We start from the raw sequence: 18,482 nt of genomic DNA on the forward strand, positions 1-18,482 counted from the left end.
ATTCAGTTGAACAACTTGAAATATTAAACCTTAAACAAAAAAACAATGATACAAGCATCAGAATTAATCTTAAATCCAGACGGAAGCGTATACCATTTGAATTTAAAACCAGAACATATTGCACACGATATCATCTTTGTAGGAGATCAAAATCGCGTGGAGAAAATCACACAATTCTTTGAAACTATCGAATTTTCGACTCAAAAAAGAGAATTCAAAACCCAAACCGGTATTTTTAAAGGCAAACGAATTACGGTGCTGTCAACAGGAATTGGTCCAGATAACATTGATATTGTAATGAACGAATTGGATGCTTTAGTCAATATTGATTTTACAACCCGTCAACCAAAAGAAAATTTGACTTCCTTGAACATTATCCGTATTGGAACTTCGGGGTCTTTACAGGCAGATATTCCCGTTGACAGTTTTGTGCTGTCAAAATTTGGTCTGGGACTGGACAACATGCTCCGCTCCTATTTGATTGACGAAGTCTCAGATCTTGAAATGGAAGACGCCTTTGTGAAACACACCAATTGGGATTTAAAAAAAGGAAAACCATACGTAATCGCTTGTTCCGAAAAACTGGAAAATATGATAGAGAGCGACAAAATGCAAAAAGGAATTACCGCAACTGCAGGTGGTTTTTACGGTCCACAAGGACGTGTATTGCGTTTAAATATTCAGGATGAAGCATTAAATTCTAAGATGGATAATTTTACATTTGGTGACAACCAAATCACAAATTTAGAAATGGAAACAGCAGCAATTTACGGACTTTCCGCCCTTTTAGGACATCAAGCATTGTCATTAAACGCAATCATTGCCAACCGTGCTTCGGGAACTTTTAGTGAAGATCCTTACAAAGCCGTTGATGAATTGATTAGGTATACATTAGAAAAAATTGCTTTAGGATAGAGAAAATAATTTTCAAAATCTTTTCCATTTGTAGTTTTAAAAAAGTGCTGTTTAATTTTTTTAAAACTACATTTGTTTTTAGAACAAATTGATAATGAAAATAATACTTACAGGTGCAACAGGAGTTTTGGGATCTCATATTATGTATGAAATTCTGGAGCTTTTCATCAACACTAAAATTGATGGAAAACTCTTTATTATTGCACGAAATAAAGGTAAAAATTCCGCTTTAGATCGAATAAACGAACTTTTATCCAGCAGTTATACGCCTAAAATCATAAAAGACAAAGGCATAGTAAAACTGCAAGAATACATTGAAATCATCGATGTTGATTTGGCTGTCATTCAGGACACATTTTCAAGCCAAATAAAAGATGCTTATTTAATTCACTCTGCTGGATTCGTGAATTTATCTACCGATGAAGAACAACGCGAAAAGATTTTTGATGAAAATACCAAAATCACAAAATCCCTTTTCCACCTGTTTCATCCTTTCATAAAAAAGTTTATTTACATCGGAACTGCTTTTTCATCTGGAAACCGAAAAGGATTAATTGACAATGATTTTCATCGTTTAGGATTCAAACCAGAGCATCGCAATGCCTACGAGAATGCCAAATTTCATTCTGAAAATTTTATAGCTCAGGAATGCAAAAAAATTGGTTTACCGTTCCAAATTCTGCGTCCAAGTGTGATTGGAGGCAAAATGTTAGGAACAGAAAATCCGTATTTTATTTCAAAATATATGGTTTTTTATCTTTTGGCAAAATTCTTTCACTTTACTTCCCAACGAAAAGGAGATCAAGAAAATGTACGTTTTATCGTCAATGAAGACACTGTTTTGAACATTATTCCAGTAGATTATGTGGCGAAAGTGATAATAAATATATTCGAAAGAGACGATATTGAACAGCTTAATATTGTACATTATAAAAGTTTCAATATGGTGAATGGATTGAAGTTGATTATGAAAGAAGTTGGTTATACTAATTTCACTTTAATACAAAATTCGTTAGATTTTAAATATAAAAATTCGATTGAAAAATTGTATTATGAAAGTATTGGAAAACATTTAAACCCATATTTCACTACAGCTGCCAATGAATATGACACCACTTTGCTGAACTCTATTCTGGAAATACCAAAATTGGATCAGGAGGCGTTCACCAGTATGATTCGGTATGCGAGATTAAATAATTTCAAAGATATTAATGTGTAATTTTAGGAGCTATTTCCTGCTGTACACTACAATCTATTGCACCGAACCCCGGCACAATAGGATTTCCGATTTCCATCAGGGCTAATTAGTGAACCATCAAATTTTTAGTAAAAACATGAAACTTATTTTAGAAACTGACCGATTGATTTTGAGAGAAATGCTACTTTTAGATGCTAAAGCTTTATTTAAAATGGACAGTAATCCTAAGGTACATCAATATCTTTGGAACAAACCATTAACCGATATTAGTGAAGTACATTCCTCCATTGAATTTGTCAGAGCACAATACATTCAAAATAACATTGGACGATTTGTTGTTATTTTGAAAGAAACTAATGAATTAATTGGTTGGGCCGGGTTAAAATACAACATCGAAATGGTAAATAATAAAGTTGATTTCTACGATATTGGTTATCGATTAAACGAAAAATTCTGGGGCAAAGGATATGCTAGTGAGGCCAGTTTTGCTTGGTTGAATTATGGTTTTAATGTAATGAAAATTAAAGTTATGGAAGCAGCAGCGCATACGGAAAATATCGCTTCAAACAGAATATTACAAAAAATTGGACTGAAAATGACCGAACAATATATGGAGGACGGCGTTTCTTGGAATTGGTATGAATTAAAAAATCCTAACCTATAATGACAACTATAAAAATAGCCGGAGTTCCGGAACATTTCAATCTTCCTTGGCATTTAGCCATAGAGAACGAAGATTTTGAAAAAGACAATATTGATTTACAATGGACTGATGTTCCAGAAGGAACCGGCAAAATGTGCCAAATGCTTCGTGATGGAGAGACAGATATTGCCGTAATCTTAACCGAAGGAATTGTCAAAGATATCGTTGCAGGAAACCCAAGTAAAATAGTTCAAGTTTATGTAGAAAGTCCCTTGATTTGGGGAATTCACGTGGCGGCACAGTCAAATTTCAAAACATTATCTGATTTAGAAAATAAAAAAGTGGCTATTTCCAGATTGGGTTCCGGTTCGCAATTAATGGCGTATGTCAACGCCGATAATCAGGGTTGGAAAACAGATAATCTTCAATTCGAAATTGTTAATACCATAGATGGAGCTGTTGAAGCTTTAACAAACGGAACTGCCGATTATTTTATGTGGGAACGTTTTATGACCAAACCATTAGTCGATAAAGGCATTTTTAGAAGAATTGCTGATTGCCCAACGCCTTGGCCTTGTTTTGTAATTGCGGTTCGTGAGGAAGTTTTGGAAAAAAATCCAGTCCTTATTTCAAAAATTTTAGCAATCATTAATCAAACTACAGAGGAATTCAAAGATATTCCCAGTATTGAAAAAACTTTGGCTTTAAGGTACCATCAAAAAATAGAAGATATCCAAGAATGGTTGTCGTTAACGCATTGGTCACAAAAATCATTATCAGTTGAAATGTTAAACAAAGTTCAAAATCAACTTTTTCAACTTAAAATTATCGATAAAAAAGGTACTTTTGAGGACATTGTGAAAACAGTCTAGAATACTGTTTTTATTTTTACTATGATAAAAATAAAAGAAATTAATTTTCAGGGTATTAAACAGCGATTCCGGGTTAAAAAACCTTGGGATGACGTTATGATTTTTATCCTTAACATATTAATTGCTATTCCATTATTTATCATTGTTCACCAGAATTTAATCAATCCCAATTGGTTTCTGAACATTGATAGAGTAATTTTATTTTTGGCAATGATTGTTGTTATTCAAATCATCCTTCGTTTCTTGAGAACGATTATTTTATTTTGTATCATTCTATATTTCTTGGTTTTAGTTTACGGTTCTACAATTGGTAACTATGGCTTTAACAGCGTTTTTGAAGATTACAATTCAATTATGTACACCATGTCAGACAATCCATATCCGCAAGATATTATTATTGCAAAGTTGCTTCCGTTTCCCAATAAATCAAAAATTATCAATGCTATAGAATATCAAAATCCAAAAATCAGGAATTTTGCGGTTATGGCCACCACCAAACATTTTAAAGACATAAAAGGATATTCGGATTATAGAACCATAATACAATGCTTTGCCGTTTTTAAAGAAATCAACAGCAGATGGAACTATGTAAGTGACCCAAAAGCACGTGATTATATCGCTACGGCTACGGAATCTTTACTTTATTTCTCTGGAGATTGTGATGATCATTCGATTCTAATGGCCGCCGCAATTAAATCTATTGGTGGAACTCCCAGATTAATTCATACTACTGGACATATTTATCCAGAAATATTGATAGGATCTCTGACTGATTTAGAAAAAGTCAATTTTCTAATTAAAAACATACTATTTGTAAATGAAAGCAATGAAAACAAACTTCATTACCACGTGGACGAACGCGGTCAAATATGGTTGAATCTGGATTACACCGCGAAATATCCAGGCGGACCTTTCATGTCTGAAGAAATTTTAGGAGCTTTGACATTGGATTAGTGCCACTTTAGACTAAAAAATATTCTAATAATTTACCGTTTTTATATTTGTAAAGAACAAGTCTCAAATTATTCTATTCAGGATTTAAAAAATATTTCAAAAAATAGCGATGCGCAATTCTTTTTATTTTTATTTGAAAAAAGTAGTTTTGCGCTTTTACGTTTTGTAGTACAGTTGTGTAATTTCCATAAGCTGCATAACATCGAAAAATGTAAATTTCATACGACAAATTACATATAAGAAGTGAAAATCATAATCACTACATTACTAATAGATCCTGCATCAGTTATTTCGGTGGAGTTTTTTTTGGCGATGAACACTCAAAAGAAAGTTTAAATAAAACAGGAAGTGAAAAAATTGAAAAATGAAGAAGCAAGCTTGATATTTTGTCCCGATTGTCAGGGACGTGGCAAAAAGAGTCGAGGTCTCAGCAAGAAAGTACGACTCCATTACCAACAGGCATTAGATCAATTTAATAAAAATGAAGGCAGAGGAACAGCTCCTGTGCAACCGAAGGGCCATCTTTACTCCTGCTTGAACTGTGCCGGATCCGGTTTGGTTCTTTCTATCATTTCTCCAACAGCGGATAAAGAAAATTATCCTCACGTTGCTATTATAGGTGGCGGTATAGGCGGAATAGCTTTGGCTGTGGCTTGTTTGCACCGCGAGATTCCTTTTACCTTATTTGAGCGGGACAGCAATTTCGATGCCCGATCTCAGGGCTACGGACTCACTTTGCAACAAGGTAGCAAAGCGATTGAGGGATTTGGTATTTTTTCATTAGAAGATGGAGTGATTTCAACAAGACATTTGGTGCATACTGCAGAAGGAAAAGTGATTGGGGAGTGGGGAATGAGAAAGTGGATGCCGTCAGTAGCGAAAACGTCTCCGAAACATTCTAATGTCCATATCGCACGACAATCTTTGCGATTAGCATTACTGGAGCAACTCGGTGGACATGATGCGGTACAATGGGGACACCAGTTAATAGATTTTAACAAATGTGAGGATGAAAGTGTTGCACTAAACTTTCAAGTAGATGGAAAGATGAAAAGCTGCAAAGCAGATCTCGTGGTTGGAGCCGATGGCATACGCAGTTCGGTGCGAACGTTGCTGATTGGTGAAGATATTACCCCTTTACGATACTTAGGTTGCATTGTGATCTTGGGTATTTGTCCTTTGAATGCTGTAGTAAATGTTAACAATGCTCTACTGGATTCGGCCACTGTATTTCAAACCGCCAATGGTAATGAGCGAATCTACATAATGCCTTATACATCAGACTCTGTGATGTGGCAACTTAGCTTCCCGTTGCCCGAGGAAGAAGCTAAGGCGTTAAGTGCTCAAGGACGACAAGCACTCAAGGAAGAAGCGTGTCGCAGAACGCCGTGGCACGATCCCATCCCGCAGATTTTAGTGGCAACTCCGGAAGCCCACATTTCTGGCTATCCCGTATATGACCGCGATTTACTGCAATCAGAATTGCTGCAAAAAGGAGGTCCAGTAACTCTGATTGGAGATGCAGCTCACCCAATGAGTCCGTTTAAAGGACAGGGTGCGAATCAAGCATTGTTGGATGCGCTCGCGCTCGCTCGAGGAATCTCAATAGAATGCCGACCTGTATCACAATGGAAAAAAGCTGGAATAAGGGAAAGTGTCTTAACTCAGTTTGAAGCGGAAATGTTAGAACGCAGTGCCGTAAAAGTGAAAGATTCAGCCGCCGCCGCACATTTTTTACATTCCGAGACTGTACTTCATGAAAGTAATTCGCCTAGAGGTCGGTGTTCGAAGAACAAGTAAAAAAACAATGGTAACCAAAAAGTTTGGAAAGAAAAAAACTTAACGCTCAAAAGATCTTATCTTACATTTACATAAAATTTGTGTACTTTTTAGCTCATTTATTTTGCATAAAAAAACTCCATTATTTCTAATGGAGTTTGTCTTGTGGTCCATACGGAACTGTTTACGAACCATTTCATGCAGGATTTGAAGAAAATTTTAATGTGTTAACTCTAAGAAATGATTTTTATTTCCATTTTTAAAAGTCAACCAATTTTAGTAAAATCATTCCTAATTTTCACTTGAAGAAAAGTGAAAATTATTACACAAAGCCAACAAAAAAAATGTAGTGGTTCCAAAATGATAAACTTTTTGAGTAATAGTTTTGACCTGTCAGCTCAACAAATCGCATTGCTTTACAAGCAGCGTTGGCCGATTATCTTATTCTTTAAATGCATTAAACAACATCTTAAGATTAAAACCTTTTAGGGAATGACAGAAAATGCTGTGCGCATACAAATTAACATCGCAATAATATCTAATTGTTTAGTGTCAATAATTGCAAAAGATTTAAAAATCAATTATTTAATCTACGGAATTCTACAAATCTTATCAGTATTATTGCTGGTTAACACACCTAAAAATATATTGCTTATGAAATCAGATTACAATAATATCATTGAACTTGATTCAAATTAGCTGGTTTTCAACTTATTTTAAGTGGACAATAGTGAAGATCATTTTAAAATTAATTTATTTTAAAACCTTAAACCACTTATTTTATTTGAAACAAAAAATTCTTTAAAATTATGATACGATTAATTTTGCCTCTTTTGCCCAGTATATTAGCGGCCGAGGTTTTTTTGAGCTACAATTCGAAATTGTTTCACTTCTTCTTCTGGTGCTTAATTTCTGAATTTAACGTATTAAATTCTTCAAATCGTTCTTCTTTTTGATCAAGCCATTTCGGTAATGTAGATGACTGTAATATTACTTTGTTCCATTCGTCAATTTGTAAATTAATTTTCTATATGCTACCGTAACTCTAATCAATCTATTAAGATTCGATGTTCCATCTTTTACTTTCCAATCATAAACTCTTTTGATAACTATTTCATTCATTTTTTCGCAAACTAAAAATTTGTTAAAAATTCTTTTTAAAATCCGAAGGTCTAAAATTAGTTAATTGATAAAAAGTATTGCTAAAAGCAGGCAGACTGCCATATCCTACGGCATATCCAATTTCGCTAATTGATAAATCTGTTTGTAACATTAATTCAATTGCCTTAACCATCCGCAATAATTTCAGATACTGCAGAAAGGATGTATCTAATGTAGATTGAAAAAGACGTGACAATGACCTCTCGCTTAAACCAAATCGACTGCCAATACTATGCAGCGTATGGCCGTCAGCTATATTAATTTCAATCCATTCTAAAATAGGTTTCATACGCTCATGGTCAGTAAAAGGTAATGCAATGGGAAGTCTTTTGTCGCTGATTTCCGGTAAAATGTCTTTTATAACAGATAAAAACTTATACTGGCTTTCACCTGGTAGGATATGACCGTCCCATGTTTCAGAATATTTAATCATTTCCATTAACAGATCGTTGATGGGGTAAATTCCGACCTCTGAATAGAAAGAATGTTTGTCATCGTCATGGGTGTAAAAAAATAAAGAGCGTAAAACAGTACCTGAATGTCCAATTTTTAAAATATGTGTTAATCCTTGCGGGACCCAAAAGTAGTGCCGAGCAGGAATTACATAATGTTTATCATTAATCTGCAGGTAAGCCAAACCACCTTCTACGTAAGATAATTGTCCCTTCGTGTGCCTATGATATGGAATTAATTTTTCAAACCGTTCATGCATTACAAAAACGGAAGATTCGAGATTATCAATATCGGGCAAAGAAGCTATTAGACTCATAAAATAATTATTTATTCTAAGTGTTACAGCAAATATACAAAATGCTGTCAAATAGAATTGATTTTGATATATTCTCAGATAGACAAAAATAACGCAACTTTTAAATCAAAAAAGCAATAACAAAAATTGGCTGGAATCAATAATTTATTGGCTATTTTACATAAACAGTAAAGCCATTTTGGTCTATATATTTGTGATCTAAAATAAACAATAATAATGCCTGTCGATACATCAAAAATACTGATTTACTTCTTATTCATATTAAATTCTACAATTCTCTTTTCACAGAATAATTTACTTCAAAACCAAACACCAACATCATTATCTATTCATGAAATGTGGACAAATGCTATCCTTTACAGTAAGGAAATTCATTTAAACAGTTTGGAAACAAAAATAGCTAAAGAAGAAATTTCAGAAAGCAAAATTGAGCGACTTCCTGAAATTAGTTTAAAAGGAAATTATGAATATGCTACCAACATTCCCGTTTATGAAAATGGTCTTTTTAGTACGCCAACTCAGCATGAAGTGATTCACTGGTTGTATAAAGTAAGTACTGATATGTATCTAAATATTTATAATGGAGGGAAATTAAATTTAAAAATCGATAGGAAAAAGACACTATTCGATATTGCAAAAGTAAAACAAGACATGACTGTTTCTGAGATAAAGCTACAAGGAGCGGTATACTATTTAAATCTACAACGAAGTTATGTTTTTAAAGAATTAATGAAAAAAGATATTTTTAATCAGCAAAAACAATTACTTGAAATAAAGGCTCTTTATAAAAATGGAGTGATTTTAAAAAGCGATGTTTTGCGAGTTGAACTCAAATTATCAAATCAAAAAATGATGCTGGTTAAAATTGAAAACGATATTGCAATTGCCAATCAAAAATTGAATATTTTAATTGGGTTGCCAGATCAGCAAATCTTAACTCCTTATGAAGAATTAGATCCCACCCTATTTGACTTACAGTCTTATGAGACTTATTTAAAAACAGCAAAAAAAAAATCGTACGATTATCATATTTCAGAAAAGACAGTCGATTTAAGAAAAATAGAACTTAAAAGTATTAAAGCTAATGTGAAACCAAAAGTTGGAATGTATGGTGAGTTTTATTTGGCAAATCCTCAGATATTTTTATACCCTTATTCCCCTAGCAATTATACTCTTGGAATTTTTGGAGTAAGAGCTTCGATACCTCTTTCGGAGCTTTATATAAACAAGCCAAAAGTGAGAACTGCACAGTTAAATTTAGAGAAAGAAGAAGTAGAACATCACAATACCGATGATAAAATAAGACAACAGGTGTATGAAAATTATTTACGCTTTAAAGAATCACTCATTAAAATTGATGTTGCTAAAAATGATGTTTCTCAATCAGCAGAAAACGCAAGAATTGTAAAACAAAACTACTTTAATCAAGCGGCACTCATTACCGATTTATTAGATGCAGATATTAAATTACTGCAAAGTCAATTTGATTTTGCCTCAGTAAAAATAGCAGCACAAATTCAATACTACCAACTTCAAAACGTTTTAGGAACACTATAAAAATGAAAAACAGAAATACTTACACCGTTACCGATAAATTAATAACTAAAATCACAGGTTGGATTGCAATAATGATAACCATAATTTTAATTATTTGGGGTATCATTTCGTTATGGGATATCTATAAGAACGAAAAAACAAATGATGCCCAGATTCAGGAATATATAAATCCTGTAATTTCCAGAGCAGGAGGTTTTATTACTGCTATTAAATTTGAAGAAAATGAGCCTGTTAAAAAAGGAGATACTTTATTGGTTATAGACCAAAGAGAATATGTAATTCAAGAAGCACAAACCGAAGCTGCAGTGCTGAATGCAAAAGCACAGTTAGAAGTTTGGCGAAGCAAAGTCATGACACTTAACAAAACGGCTAAGGTAAATTTATCTAAAATTAGTGTAGCAAAAGCCGAATTAAGAAAACAAGGTCTGGATTACAGCCGATACAAAAAATTAATTCAGGCGGAATCAGCAACACCGCAAAAATTAGAAACTATTGAGGCAGCTTACAATATTGCTGTAGCAGAAACACAAGCAACTAATGATAAATATCAAGCATCATTATCTGAAATTAATGATGCAAAAGCACAGGAGGCAGTTGTCAAAGCAGAGATCAAAAGACTTGAAGCCTTGTTGGATCGTCATAAATTAGATGTTACGTATACCGCAGTTACAGCATCTTACGATGGTTTTATGGGTAGAAGGACAATTGAAAAAGGGCAAATGATTGATGTCGGACAAGTTTTGGCCTATATAGTAAATGGAGAAACAGACAAATGGGTTGTTGCCAATTATAAAGAAACGCAAATAGGATCGATGAAACTAGGTGATACAGCTTGTTTTATTGCTGATGCTTATCCCGATAAAACTTTTAAAGGTGTAATTATTTCCTTTTCACCGGCAACAGGTTCTAGTTTTTCATTGCTTCCGCCTGATAATTCAACTGGAAATTATGTAAAAATTGTGCAGCGTGTTCCGGTTAGAATCAGAGTTACGAGTTCAAAAAATGAAGCCGATTTACTAAAGGCTGGAATGAATGTCAACGTTTCTATTGCTAAAAAACAAAATTAAAATGCTTCCAAAAGGATTTTTATTCAAAGAATGGGTTCCGGAGTGGTTAATTAAAATAACATTGTTTATCGTATTGCTTCCCAGCTTAGTATTGTTTTTTCTTCCAATGACCAATATCAATGCAGCGGCCGGAAATACGGGAGGCGAAACCTACGACATTTATTTTTCAGTAGCCTTATTTTATGCAGGTTATGTTTCTTTCTTTTCATTGGAAAGACGTTTTTTTAAATATTTGGCAGCAAAGGAATATTTTATTACAATTACGATAATTCAAATTCTTAGCTCATATATATGCTATGGTACAAAAGAGATAGGAATTTTGTTTGTATTTCGGTTTATCCAGGGAATGGCATTTACTATGACCGTAAATTTATCATTGTCACTAATTTATGCTCGTTTAAGAACGGAAAGAGCTAGAGTTATTGGCTATTCTATTTTTTTCGGAATGCTGGTCTGCATGATTCCATTTAACAATTTTATCACAGCTCAAATTATTGATTCCGTTGACTTTAATATGCTCTATAAATGCGCTATTTTTTCTTACTTACCGAGTCTTGTATTCCTGTTATTATTCATGAATAACGTTAGATTAGATGTTAAATTTCCTTTATATCAGTTAGATTGGGCAAGTTTTTTATATTACGCCATTTCACTTTGTTTAATTGGCTTCATAATGGTTTACGGACAGGAATATTATTGGATTGAAGACAGCCGCATCTATTGGAGTGTCATTTTAATAGCCATCTTTGGCAGCCTTTTCATTCTGCGACAGTCCAGATTAAAGCGCCCCTATTTTGATTTAGAGGTCTTTAAATATAGAAATTTTAAAGTTGGGGCTTTAATAATTGCAATCTTTTACATCTGTCGCTTTGCTTTTTCCATTACTACCACTTATTTTTTAACAGTCTTAAAACTCGATCCAATTCATGTAGGTAATATCACTTTAATAAATATTTTGGGAATTGTAGTTGGAGTCATAATTTCAGCAGTTTCTGTATTGCAGCATCGTCCCATTCGGCTATTATGGATTTACGGATTCTGTTTATTATTGCTTTATCACGTATGGATGATTTTTCTTTTTACCACACAAGCTAATGAGAATAATTTTTATATTCCCTTATTGATTCAAGGACTAGGAGTGGGGATTTTAATGACCCCCTCCATCATATTTATGGTTTCATCTGTACCAGAAAAATTAAGAGTAACATCAGCTGGTGTATGTTTATTTATGAGATGTTTGGGTTTTTATCTAAGTGTGGGATTAATGAACTATTTTGAGCTATATTCTAAAAGCAAACATTTCAATACTTTTCAAGAAAAAATTTCTAATGTAAACCCAGTCACTTGGCAATCGGTAAATAAATATAAAGAAATTCTAGTAGGTGATGGAGCAACACCCAGATATGCCGCCAAAGCTGCAAATAAAGTTTTAATTAATGCTATTGACGCTCAAAATCACATCCGTTATGCGATTGACTATTATGAAATGATTTGTACACTTTTGATTTTCACAATCCTCCTAGTAGCGCTATTTCCTTATTTTAATCGTACTATTTTGACAGTATCAAAAAACCAGCCGTCACCTTTTTAATTTCAAAAACTACTTTTATAAACTTAAATTTTAATATTATGTGGATCATTTATATTATTGGCATTTTAATGACTCTTTTTTACAATAATTACTATAAAACTAAAAAAAAAAATCATCCATAACTTCAAAATTTTCCATATTAATCGGTTTGCTTTTACAACTTGACAAAGATTTATTCATTGAAAGTTCTAATAAAGATGATGTAATATTATTTGGATCCAATATCAAACACTCTATCACTGTATTTTTTGTTCAATATGATGGCATAATCTCAGTCATAATTAAATCGACGACTGGTGAAAATTGTAATAAAAAGAAAGAATGGATTTTTTTAGACAATATGAATCAACATTTGATTTTTAATTCTATAGTTAAGGATCTTGAGGCCATTTCAAATAGTAGTTTTGATCCGTATGTTTTAAAAAAATGGTTTGATAAAAGCGATCAGATAATTCAAAATATAGTTTTAACAAATTTAAATTCAATTTATAATATCCCGCAGTCTTATTTCTGCGTTGCGTTCGGCGAAATAGAAAAAATAAATAAATTTCAAAAAATAAGTACCAAAGGATGTTTTGAAATTCTCTTTTTTAATTGCCTAATAACTGTGGAGAAATGCGATATCAAAGAACAAAATCAATTATGGGATCAATTAGTTTCATTATTAGTTTTTTATCTTATAAATCATAATTTAATTAAACATGTTAAAGATACAGAAAAGCTTTTGGAAGACAGATTGGTTATGTATTCTGAAGAAATACAGTTAATCAAATCTAATCCTTACCACAACTATACTATGCTGTACCATTATTTTTTTATAAAACCTTTAAAACTTCGTTCAACAATTAAACCCAAAGTGATACAAAATTCCAATTTATTAAAAACAATAAAGGGTGCTGAATTTTCGAAAATTATGGTATTGATGATTGCTGATATTGAAGAAAAATTACCGATTTTACAAAACTTTATTCTTTAGACAGGAAGATTCTTCTGATAATTAAACCAGCCAAACGTTTGCTTATACGGGCCGCTTAATAGATTTTTAAGTACACAACGTAGATAAAATGATTATCTTTAAAGTTGTATGCAAATGAGATTACAGAAGTAATTCAATGACATATCAATTTGAAAAATCGACCAAACATGAATCCATATACAAATTTGACAGAAGCTCTGGAAGGACTCATTTGTCAAGGATATAACATTAGTTTTATTGCAGAAAAAGATTTTATAACTGCTAGAAATCATAAATATAAAATCGATTATAATGAAATTGAAGTTGATTACGCTTACCAGTTTAAGGACCCCGACCCAAAATCAGATGCTATTATATATGGTATTTCCTCAAAGAAATATTGCATTAAAGGATTTATTATAATAAGCTGCTCAATGTTATTAGAAAATTGTTTAAAAGAAATCAAAATAAACAGAAACAATAATAGCTTAATGGATTTATAATATTAATTGTTTTACTATAATTTCAAATGAATTATGGAAAAACAGTGATAAATGCGGAGAATAAAAGAAATTTGAAAACATTACTTGCATTTTTTTAGATAGACATCACTGTCAATCTTTCAAATTATGCTCGACAATTGGTAAAGGGATTCGTCAAAAATTGAATATAAAGGAAATAAAAACTAATAAGATTGGTATAACACCAATGAAATAGAGCAAAATTTTGAGATAGAATATGAATATATTTTTCCACTATTGAAAATAGAGAAAGAATTAGTAAAAAAGGTATGCTTCTGGATCGTAAAATATCAAAAATGTGAAAATTGAAAAATCAATTAGCCATATTGAAGTAGTAGAAATTGAATTGTCAATACCCAAAAGCGACGTAAAAACACATGATGGCTAGTTAGCGCGCAGAAATGACTATGGAAAAACCGCTTTTGTAATTTGTGTGGTTGATAATTAATTCCTTAATTAAGAATTAATCCTAAAAAGACAAAAAAAAAGTAGAGGTAAAAAACTATTATTGTTATTGGATTATGTCTTAGAACCTTAAGCAGTTCGAACCTGCCATTGTAGTAATCAATGGTTTTGAGAGATTTTATAAAATAATCTGTCAATTTTTCGTACCAAAAAAAACTTTATAAATCAAATAATTTTGGAGGTTTGTAATTTTTGGTTGTCCATACGGAACTGTTTACGAACCATTTTTTGCAGGATTTGAAGAAGTTATCGTTACTATTTTAGATTATAAATTCTTTTAAATATTAGTCTTTATTTTTACAACTGATTCTTTTTTAACAAATTTATTTTCAAGTCAATGTATTGTAATTGAAGATTATTTTTCAACACTTCAAAATCAGCTGAAAGTGACTGATTTTTCACTGAGGAATATAAAACAGCTTCCACTTTACCGCTTATAAATTTAGCCTCTGTAGTGGCTAAAGAAGCTTTGGCAAACATTTGCTTCTCCATCAATTTATGCTGAAGTTGCGAATAATTCCTTTTGTTTCGTTCTTCTAACACAACTTGTTTGTCCAATAATTGTTTTTCCAGTTCTATGACTAGTTTTGCCTTATCACCTACTATTTTTGATGCACTGATTTTTTTATTGTTCCTAAAGCCATTAAAAATTGGAACACTCAACTGCATACCAACTTGTTGACTTTTATTATCTTCTAATTGATTGAAAAAAGAATCTGTGTTGGCATTTTCTTGTTTAATATTTTTATAGTAAAAAGTGGAATACCCATAATAGGCTGACAATATGGGATAATTGCTTGTTCTTTCTAAACGGATCAACTTCAAACTGTTTTGATAATTGAGCTCGGCAAGTTTAATTTTAGGATTATACAACTCATTAAAAGAATCTTTAATTCGTTCCTTTAAATAAGGTTCTAATACTACTTCATCTGTCGCCACATCCGTAATATTCATCAACTGGAACAATTGTATTTTTTTAATATCATACAATTGTTCGGTTTCCATATTTCGGTTTTCTTCCTCCGAAAAGCTCAATTGCATATCATACAAATCACTTTGAGGTTTACTTCCAATAGCAACTTCTTTAGTTACCCCGTCTAAATTGAAAGAAGCTTGCTTGAGTTGCTCTTTTTGGATTTTCAATAATTCCTTTATGTAAAGTACTTGATAATAACTTTCCAAAATTTGCAATTTATATTCGTTTTCTGCAACTTCTTTCTCGGCTTTGGCTTGCTCAATATTAATTTTGTCTTTTTTAGCATTCGCAAAAGCACTGAAATCAATCAGATTCGTTTTGGCATTGAGATAGAAATTATCATTTTCAATATTAGAACTTACTCTTCCATTAGTAGAAGGATCAATGGTGCTACCAAAATTATAACCTTGCTGTCCATACAAATCGACAGTAGGTAACATTCGATTTAAAACCGAATTTTGTGATTTTTGTGTTCTTTTAATTTCCAGCTGTCTGATTTTTATTTCAATAGTATTCTGCAATCCCGTTTCCATACAACGTGTGAGCGACCAAGAAGTATTCTGAGCACTTGCCAATGCACAAAAGGCTAAAAAGACAACCGTAAAAACAATTTTTTTATTCATATTTTAAATATTTCAAAACATCTGTTTTTGTTGCTTGATAGGCTCTTGACAAAACAATGATTAACGTTAAAACCAATAATATTATAAAGCCAAAAAAGAATGGAAACAAGGTCATTTCAATTCTAAAAGCAAAATTCTCAAGCCACATATTCAATAAATAATAGGTGGGAAACAAAGCAATTAAAAACCCAATGACACAATATAAAACATACTGTTTAGAGAGTTCTTTCAATAATAAATTGGTTTCTGCTCCAAGCGTTTTTCTGATTGCAATTTCTTTCATGCGTCTTTGAATTGAATACGAAGCCAAGGCGAATAACCCGAAAAGAGCGATTAGAATTACCACTACATTCAACAATGAAAATAGATTCTTTTGCTTCACATACGATTCATAAGTTCTTGCATATTGTTTATCGACAAAATCATATTTAAAAGGATACTCAGTATCCATTTTTGTCCATAATTTTTCGATATCGGTAATTGTATTTTCAATATTATCCGATTTTAGTTTCACGAAAACCTTATTAATATTTTGAGCAATATCTACCGTTTTAAGATGATAGAAATACATCCCTGACACCTCAACTTCAGGACTTAATAAATTAAAATCTTTTACAACTCCTATGATTTTTAATTTTCGTTCTTTGATAATTAGTTCTTTTCCTATAGGCTCTTTCATGTTCATCAACTTTTGTGCTGTTTCATTAATCACCACAGAAGTAATAGTATCCGAAGCATGTTTCTGATCAAAAGACCTTCCTTTCACTACTTCTATTTTCATCATTTCGAACATACCAAAATCAACTGCAATTGTTCGTGCTTTAAAAAGTTCATCATTGTACAATACACCTCCTAATGAATCATCTGAACCATCAAATGAAATCAATCCTGTGGAAGCTTGTTCTACCCCTTTTATTTTAGCCAGCTCTTGTTTTATTATACTGTATTTGTTGTAGATATTTTGCCCTACGTTTTCCACTTCATAATCCGAATCCGGAAAATTCAAATTAATTTCAATCACTTGATCTCCTTTAAAACCTAAATCTTTATTGGTTAGATAATCGATTTGCTGATACACAATATAAGAACCAACAATAAAGAAAGTAGCCACCGTAAACTGGAAAATCAACATTCCGTTACGCAACCAGATTCCGTTTTTACTTCTTCCAAAATTGCCTTTGAGAACTTTTAAAGTTTCGAAATTAGCAACGTAAACGGCTGGAAGTATTCCTGCTACCAAAACTGTAATACAGAAAATCAGAATTAATTGCAGATAAAACTGACTACCAACTATTCGTAAACTCTTATTTAAAAAATCATTGTAATACGGCAAAGCCAACTCAACAATAACTAATGCTAGTAAAATCGAAAACAAACTTATTAGAGCAGTTTCAAAAATAAATTGAATAACAATAGTACCTTTTGAAGCCCCCACAACTTTACGAACACCAACTTCTTTAGCACGTTTAACCGCATTCGCTGTAGCCAAATTGATATAATTTACAATCGAAAGAATGAGAATTAAAACAGATAACCCAACCATAATCAACAAAAACTGATAATTTCCTCTCCGTTCTGGATATCCATCTGTAATAGAATGTAATCTTGCTTTTGAAAGTGGCTCTATAACTACATTAAAATCACCCATTTTCTTAGCCATTTCTTCTAAAGTAAAACCTTCTTCCTTGGCAATTCTCCGAACAAAATCTTGGTTGTAAGTTTTCTCTAAACTCTTTCGAGTATTCGCAATTTTTGATGGATCTTTAATTTTAAGAAGTAACTTGAATATAAAAGGTCCTGTCGTATTTTCACTTTTGAACTGCGTCATTTTATTCATTATAACATCTGGAGCAATTGAAGAGTTCCCTGGAGTATGATACACAGCGCGCACTATAAACATTTGATCCAAACATGTTATTTGTTTACCAATCGGATTTTCGTCACCAAAAACTCGTTTAGCAATCACATCTGAAATAGCAACACTTGAATTATCTTTTAATGCCGAAACCACATCTCCCTTAATAATTTCAAATGGAAAAAGAGAAAAGAAATCAGGCTCAACATTAATAATTTTATCAACTATTTCTTTCTTCCCTTTGTAGATAATTTTATCCTTTTGATACCAGCTGTCAGCATAAACTACCTTTTCTACATTAGTATCTTTATCTAAAATAGGTTTTAGGAATAAAGCACAATCTGAAAAAACTGGCATTCCTGTTAACTGCACTAAAACCTGATACACATTGTCTTTTTCGGGATTCCAAGCATCATAACTTTGTTCTTCATTCCAATACAGTAATGCGAAAATTAATCCTGAAATTCCAATGGCTAGCCCGAAAACATTGAGAAATGAAAACAATTTGTTTTGCTTTAAATGATAGAGGAATATTTTTATATAGTTTAATAACATTATTCGGGTTTTGGTTAGTTATAAAA

General features: G+C 32.2%; 16 protein-coding genes. 12 read left to right on the forward strand and 4 right to left on the reverse strand.

Going from position 1 to position 18,482, the window contains the following annotated elements; translation table 11 throughout:
* Positions 1-45: 45 nt before the first annotated feature.
* From ACP7AV_RS06670 to ACP7AV_RS06700, 7 genes are all read left to right on the forward strand, one after another.
* Positions 46-915: a nucleoside phosphorylase gene (locus ACP7AV_RS06670; RefSeq protein WP_426091268.1), complete on the forward strand. Its 870-nt coding sequence runs from the start codon at positions 46-48 to the stop codon at positions 913-915.
* Between the two features lie 94 nt (positions 916-1,009).
* Positions 1,010-2,134, forward strand: coding sequence for an SDR family oxidoreductase (locus tag ACP7AV_RS06675; RefSeq protein WP_426091269.1), 1,125 nt, complete (start codon positions 1,010-1,012; stop codon positions 2,132-2,134).
* A 115-nt stretch (positions 2,135-2,249) separates the two neighbouring features.
* The gene (locus ACP7AV_RS06680) at positions 2,250-2,777 is read left to right on the forward strand and encodes a GNAT family N-acetyltransferase (RefSeq protein ID WP_426091270.1); all 528 of its coding nucleotides are present in this window, start codon (positions 2,250-2,252) and stop codon (positions 2,775-2,777) included.
* Complete coding sequence (locus tag ACP7AV_RS06685; protein WP_426091271.1) at positions 2,777-3,628, forward strand: substrate-binding domain-containing protein; 852 nt, start codon at positions 2,777-2,779, stop codon at positions 3,626-3,628. Before ACP7AV_RS06680 ends, ACP7AV_RS06685 begins: the two co-directional genes overlap by 1 nt.
* Positions 3,629-3,649: 21 nt before the next feature.
* Complete coding sequence (locus ACP7AV_RS06690; protein ID WP_426091272.1) at positions 3,650-4,582, forward strand: transglutaminase; 933 nt, start codon at positions 3,650-3,652, stop codon at positions 4,580-4,582.
* A 348-nt stretch (positions 4,583-4,930) separates the two neighbouring features.
* Positions 4,931-6,382 (forward strand): FAD-dependent monooxygenase, encoded by a 1,452-nt coding sequence (locus tag ACP7AV_RS06695; protein ID WP_426091273.1) that lies wholly within the window; start codon positions 4,931-4,933, stop codon positions 6,380-6,382.
* A gap of 291 nt (positions 6,383-6,673) precedes the next feature.
* The gene (locus tag ACP7AV_RS06700; RefSeq protein ID WP_426091274.1) at positions 6,674-6,850 is read left to right on the forward strand and encodes a transposase; all 177 of its coding nucleotides are present in this window, start codon (positions 6,674-6,676) and stop codon (positions 6,848-6,850) included.
* Positions 6,851-7,351: 501 nt separating this feature from the next.
* Here the strand turns inward: ACP7AV_RS06700 and ACP7AV_RS06705 are convergent.
* The gene (locus ACP7AV_RS06705) at positions 7,352-7,483 is read right to left on the reverse strand and encodes a hypothetical protein (protein ID WP_426091275.1); all 132 of its coding nucleotides are present in this window, start codon (positions 7,481-7,483) and stop codon (positions 7,352-7,354) included.
* A gap of 22 nt (positions 7,484-7,505) precedes the next feature.
* Positions 7,506-8,291 (reverse strand): helix-turn-helix domain-containing protein, encoded by a 786-nt coding sequence (locus ACP7AV_RS06710; protein ID WP_426091276.1) that lies wholly within the window; start codon positions 8,289-8,291, stop codon positions 7,506-7,508.
* Between the two features lie 216 nt (positions 8,292-8,507).
* On the opposite strand from ACP7AV_RS06710, the gene ACP7AV_RS06715 reads away from it, so the two are divergent.
* From ACP7AV_RS06715 to ACP7AV_RS06735, 5 genes are all read left to right on the forward strand, one after another.
* Entirely contained in the window at positions 8,508-9,848 is a 1,341-nt protein-coding gene (locus ACP7AV_RS06715) for a TolC family protein (protein WP_426091277.1), read from the forward strand.
* A gap of 2 nt (positions 9,849-9,850) precedes the next feature.
* Complete coding sequence (locus ACP7AV_RS06720; RefSeq protein ID WP_426091278.1) at positions 9,851-10,915, forward strand: HlyD family secretion protein; 1,065 nt, start codon at positions 9,851-9,853, stop codon at positions 10,913-10,915.
* A gap of 1 nt (position 10,916) precedes the next feature.
* Complete coding sequence (locus ACP7AV_RS06725; protein WP_426091279.1) at positions 10,917-12,506, forward strand: beta-carotene 15,15'-monooxygenase; 1,590 nt, start codon at positions 10,917-10,919, stop codon at positions 12,504-12,506.
* A gap of 148 nt (positions 12,507-12,654) precedes the next feature.
* The gene (locus tag ACP7AV_RS06730) at positions 12,655-13,482 is read left to right on the forward strand and encodes a hypothetical protein (RefSeq protein WP_426091280.1); all 828 of its coding nucleotides are present in this window, start codon (positions 12,655-12,657) and stop codon (positions 13,480-13,482) included.
* A gap of 167 nt (positions 13,483-13,649) precedes the next feature.
* Positions 13,650-13,964 (forward strand): hypothetical protein, encoded by a 315-nt coding sequence (locus tag ACP7AV_RS06735; RefSeq protein ID WP_426091281.1) that lies wholly within the window; start codon positions 13,650-13,652, stop codon positions 13,962-13,964.
* Between the two features lie 780 nt (positions 13,965-14,744).
* On the opposite strand, the gene ACP7AV_RS06740 is transcribed toward ACP7AV_RS06735, so the two are convergent.
* Together ACP7AV_RS06740 and ACP7AV_RS06745 are read right to left on the reverse strand one after the other, a co-directional pair.
* Complete coding sequence (locus tag ACP7AV_RS06740; RefSeq protein WP_426091282.1) at positions 14,745-16,046, reverse strand: TolC family protein; 1,302 nt, start codon at positions 16,044-16,046, stop codon at positions 14,745-14,747.
* Entirely contained in the window at positions 16,039-18,405 is a 2,367-nt protein-coding gene (locus tag ACP7AV_RS06745; RefSeq protein ID WP_426091283.1) for an ABC transporter permease, read from the reverse strand. The genes ACP7AV_RS06740 and ACP7AV_RS06745 overlap by 8 nt, the downstream gene beginning before the upstream one ends.
* Between the last annotated feature and the right edge of the window lie 77 nt (positions 18,406-18,482).

The organism is Flavobacterium sp. DSR3-2, assembly GCF_049896525.1.
GTDB lineage: Bacteria > Bacteroidota > Bacteroidia > Flavobacteriales > Flavobacteriaceae > Flavobacterium.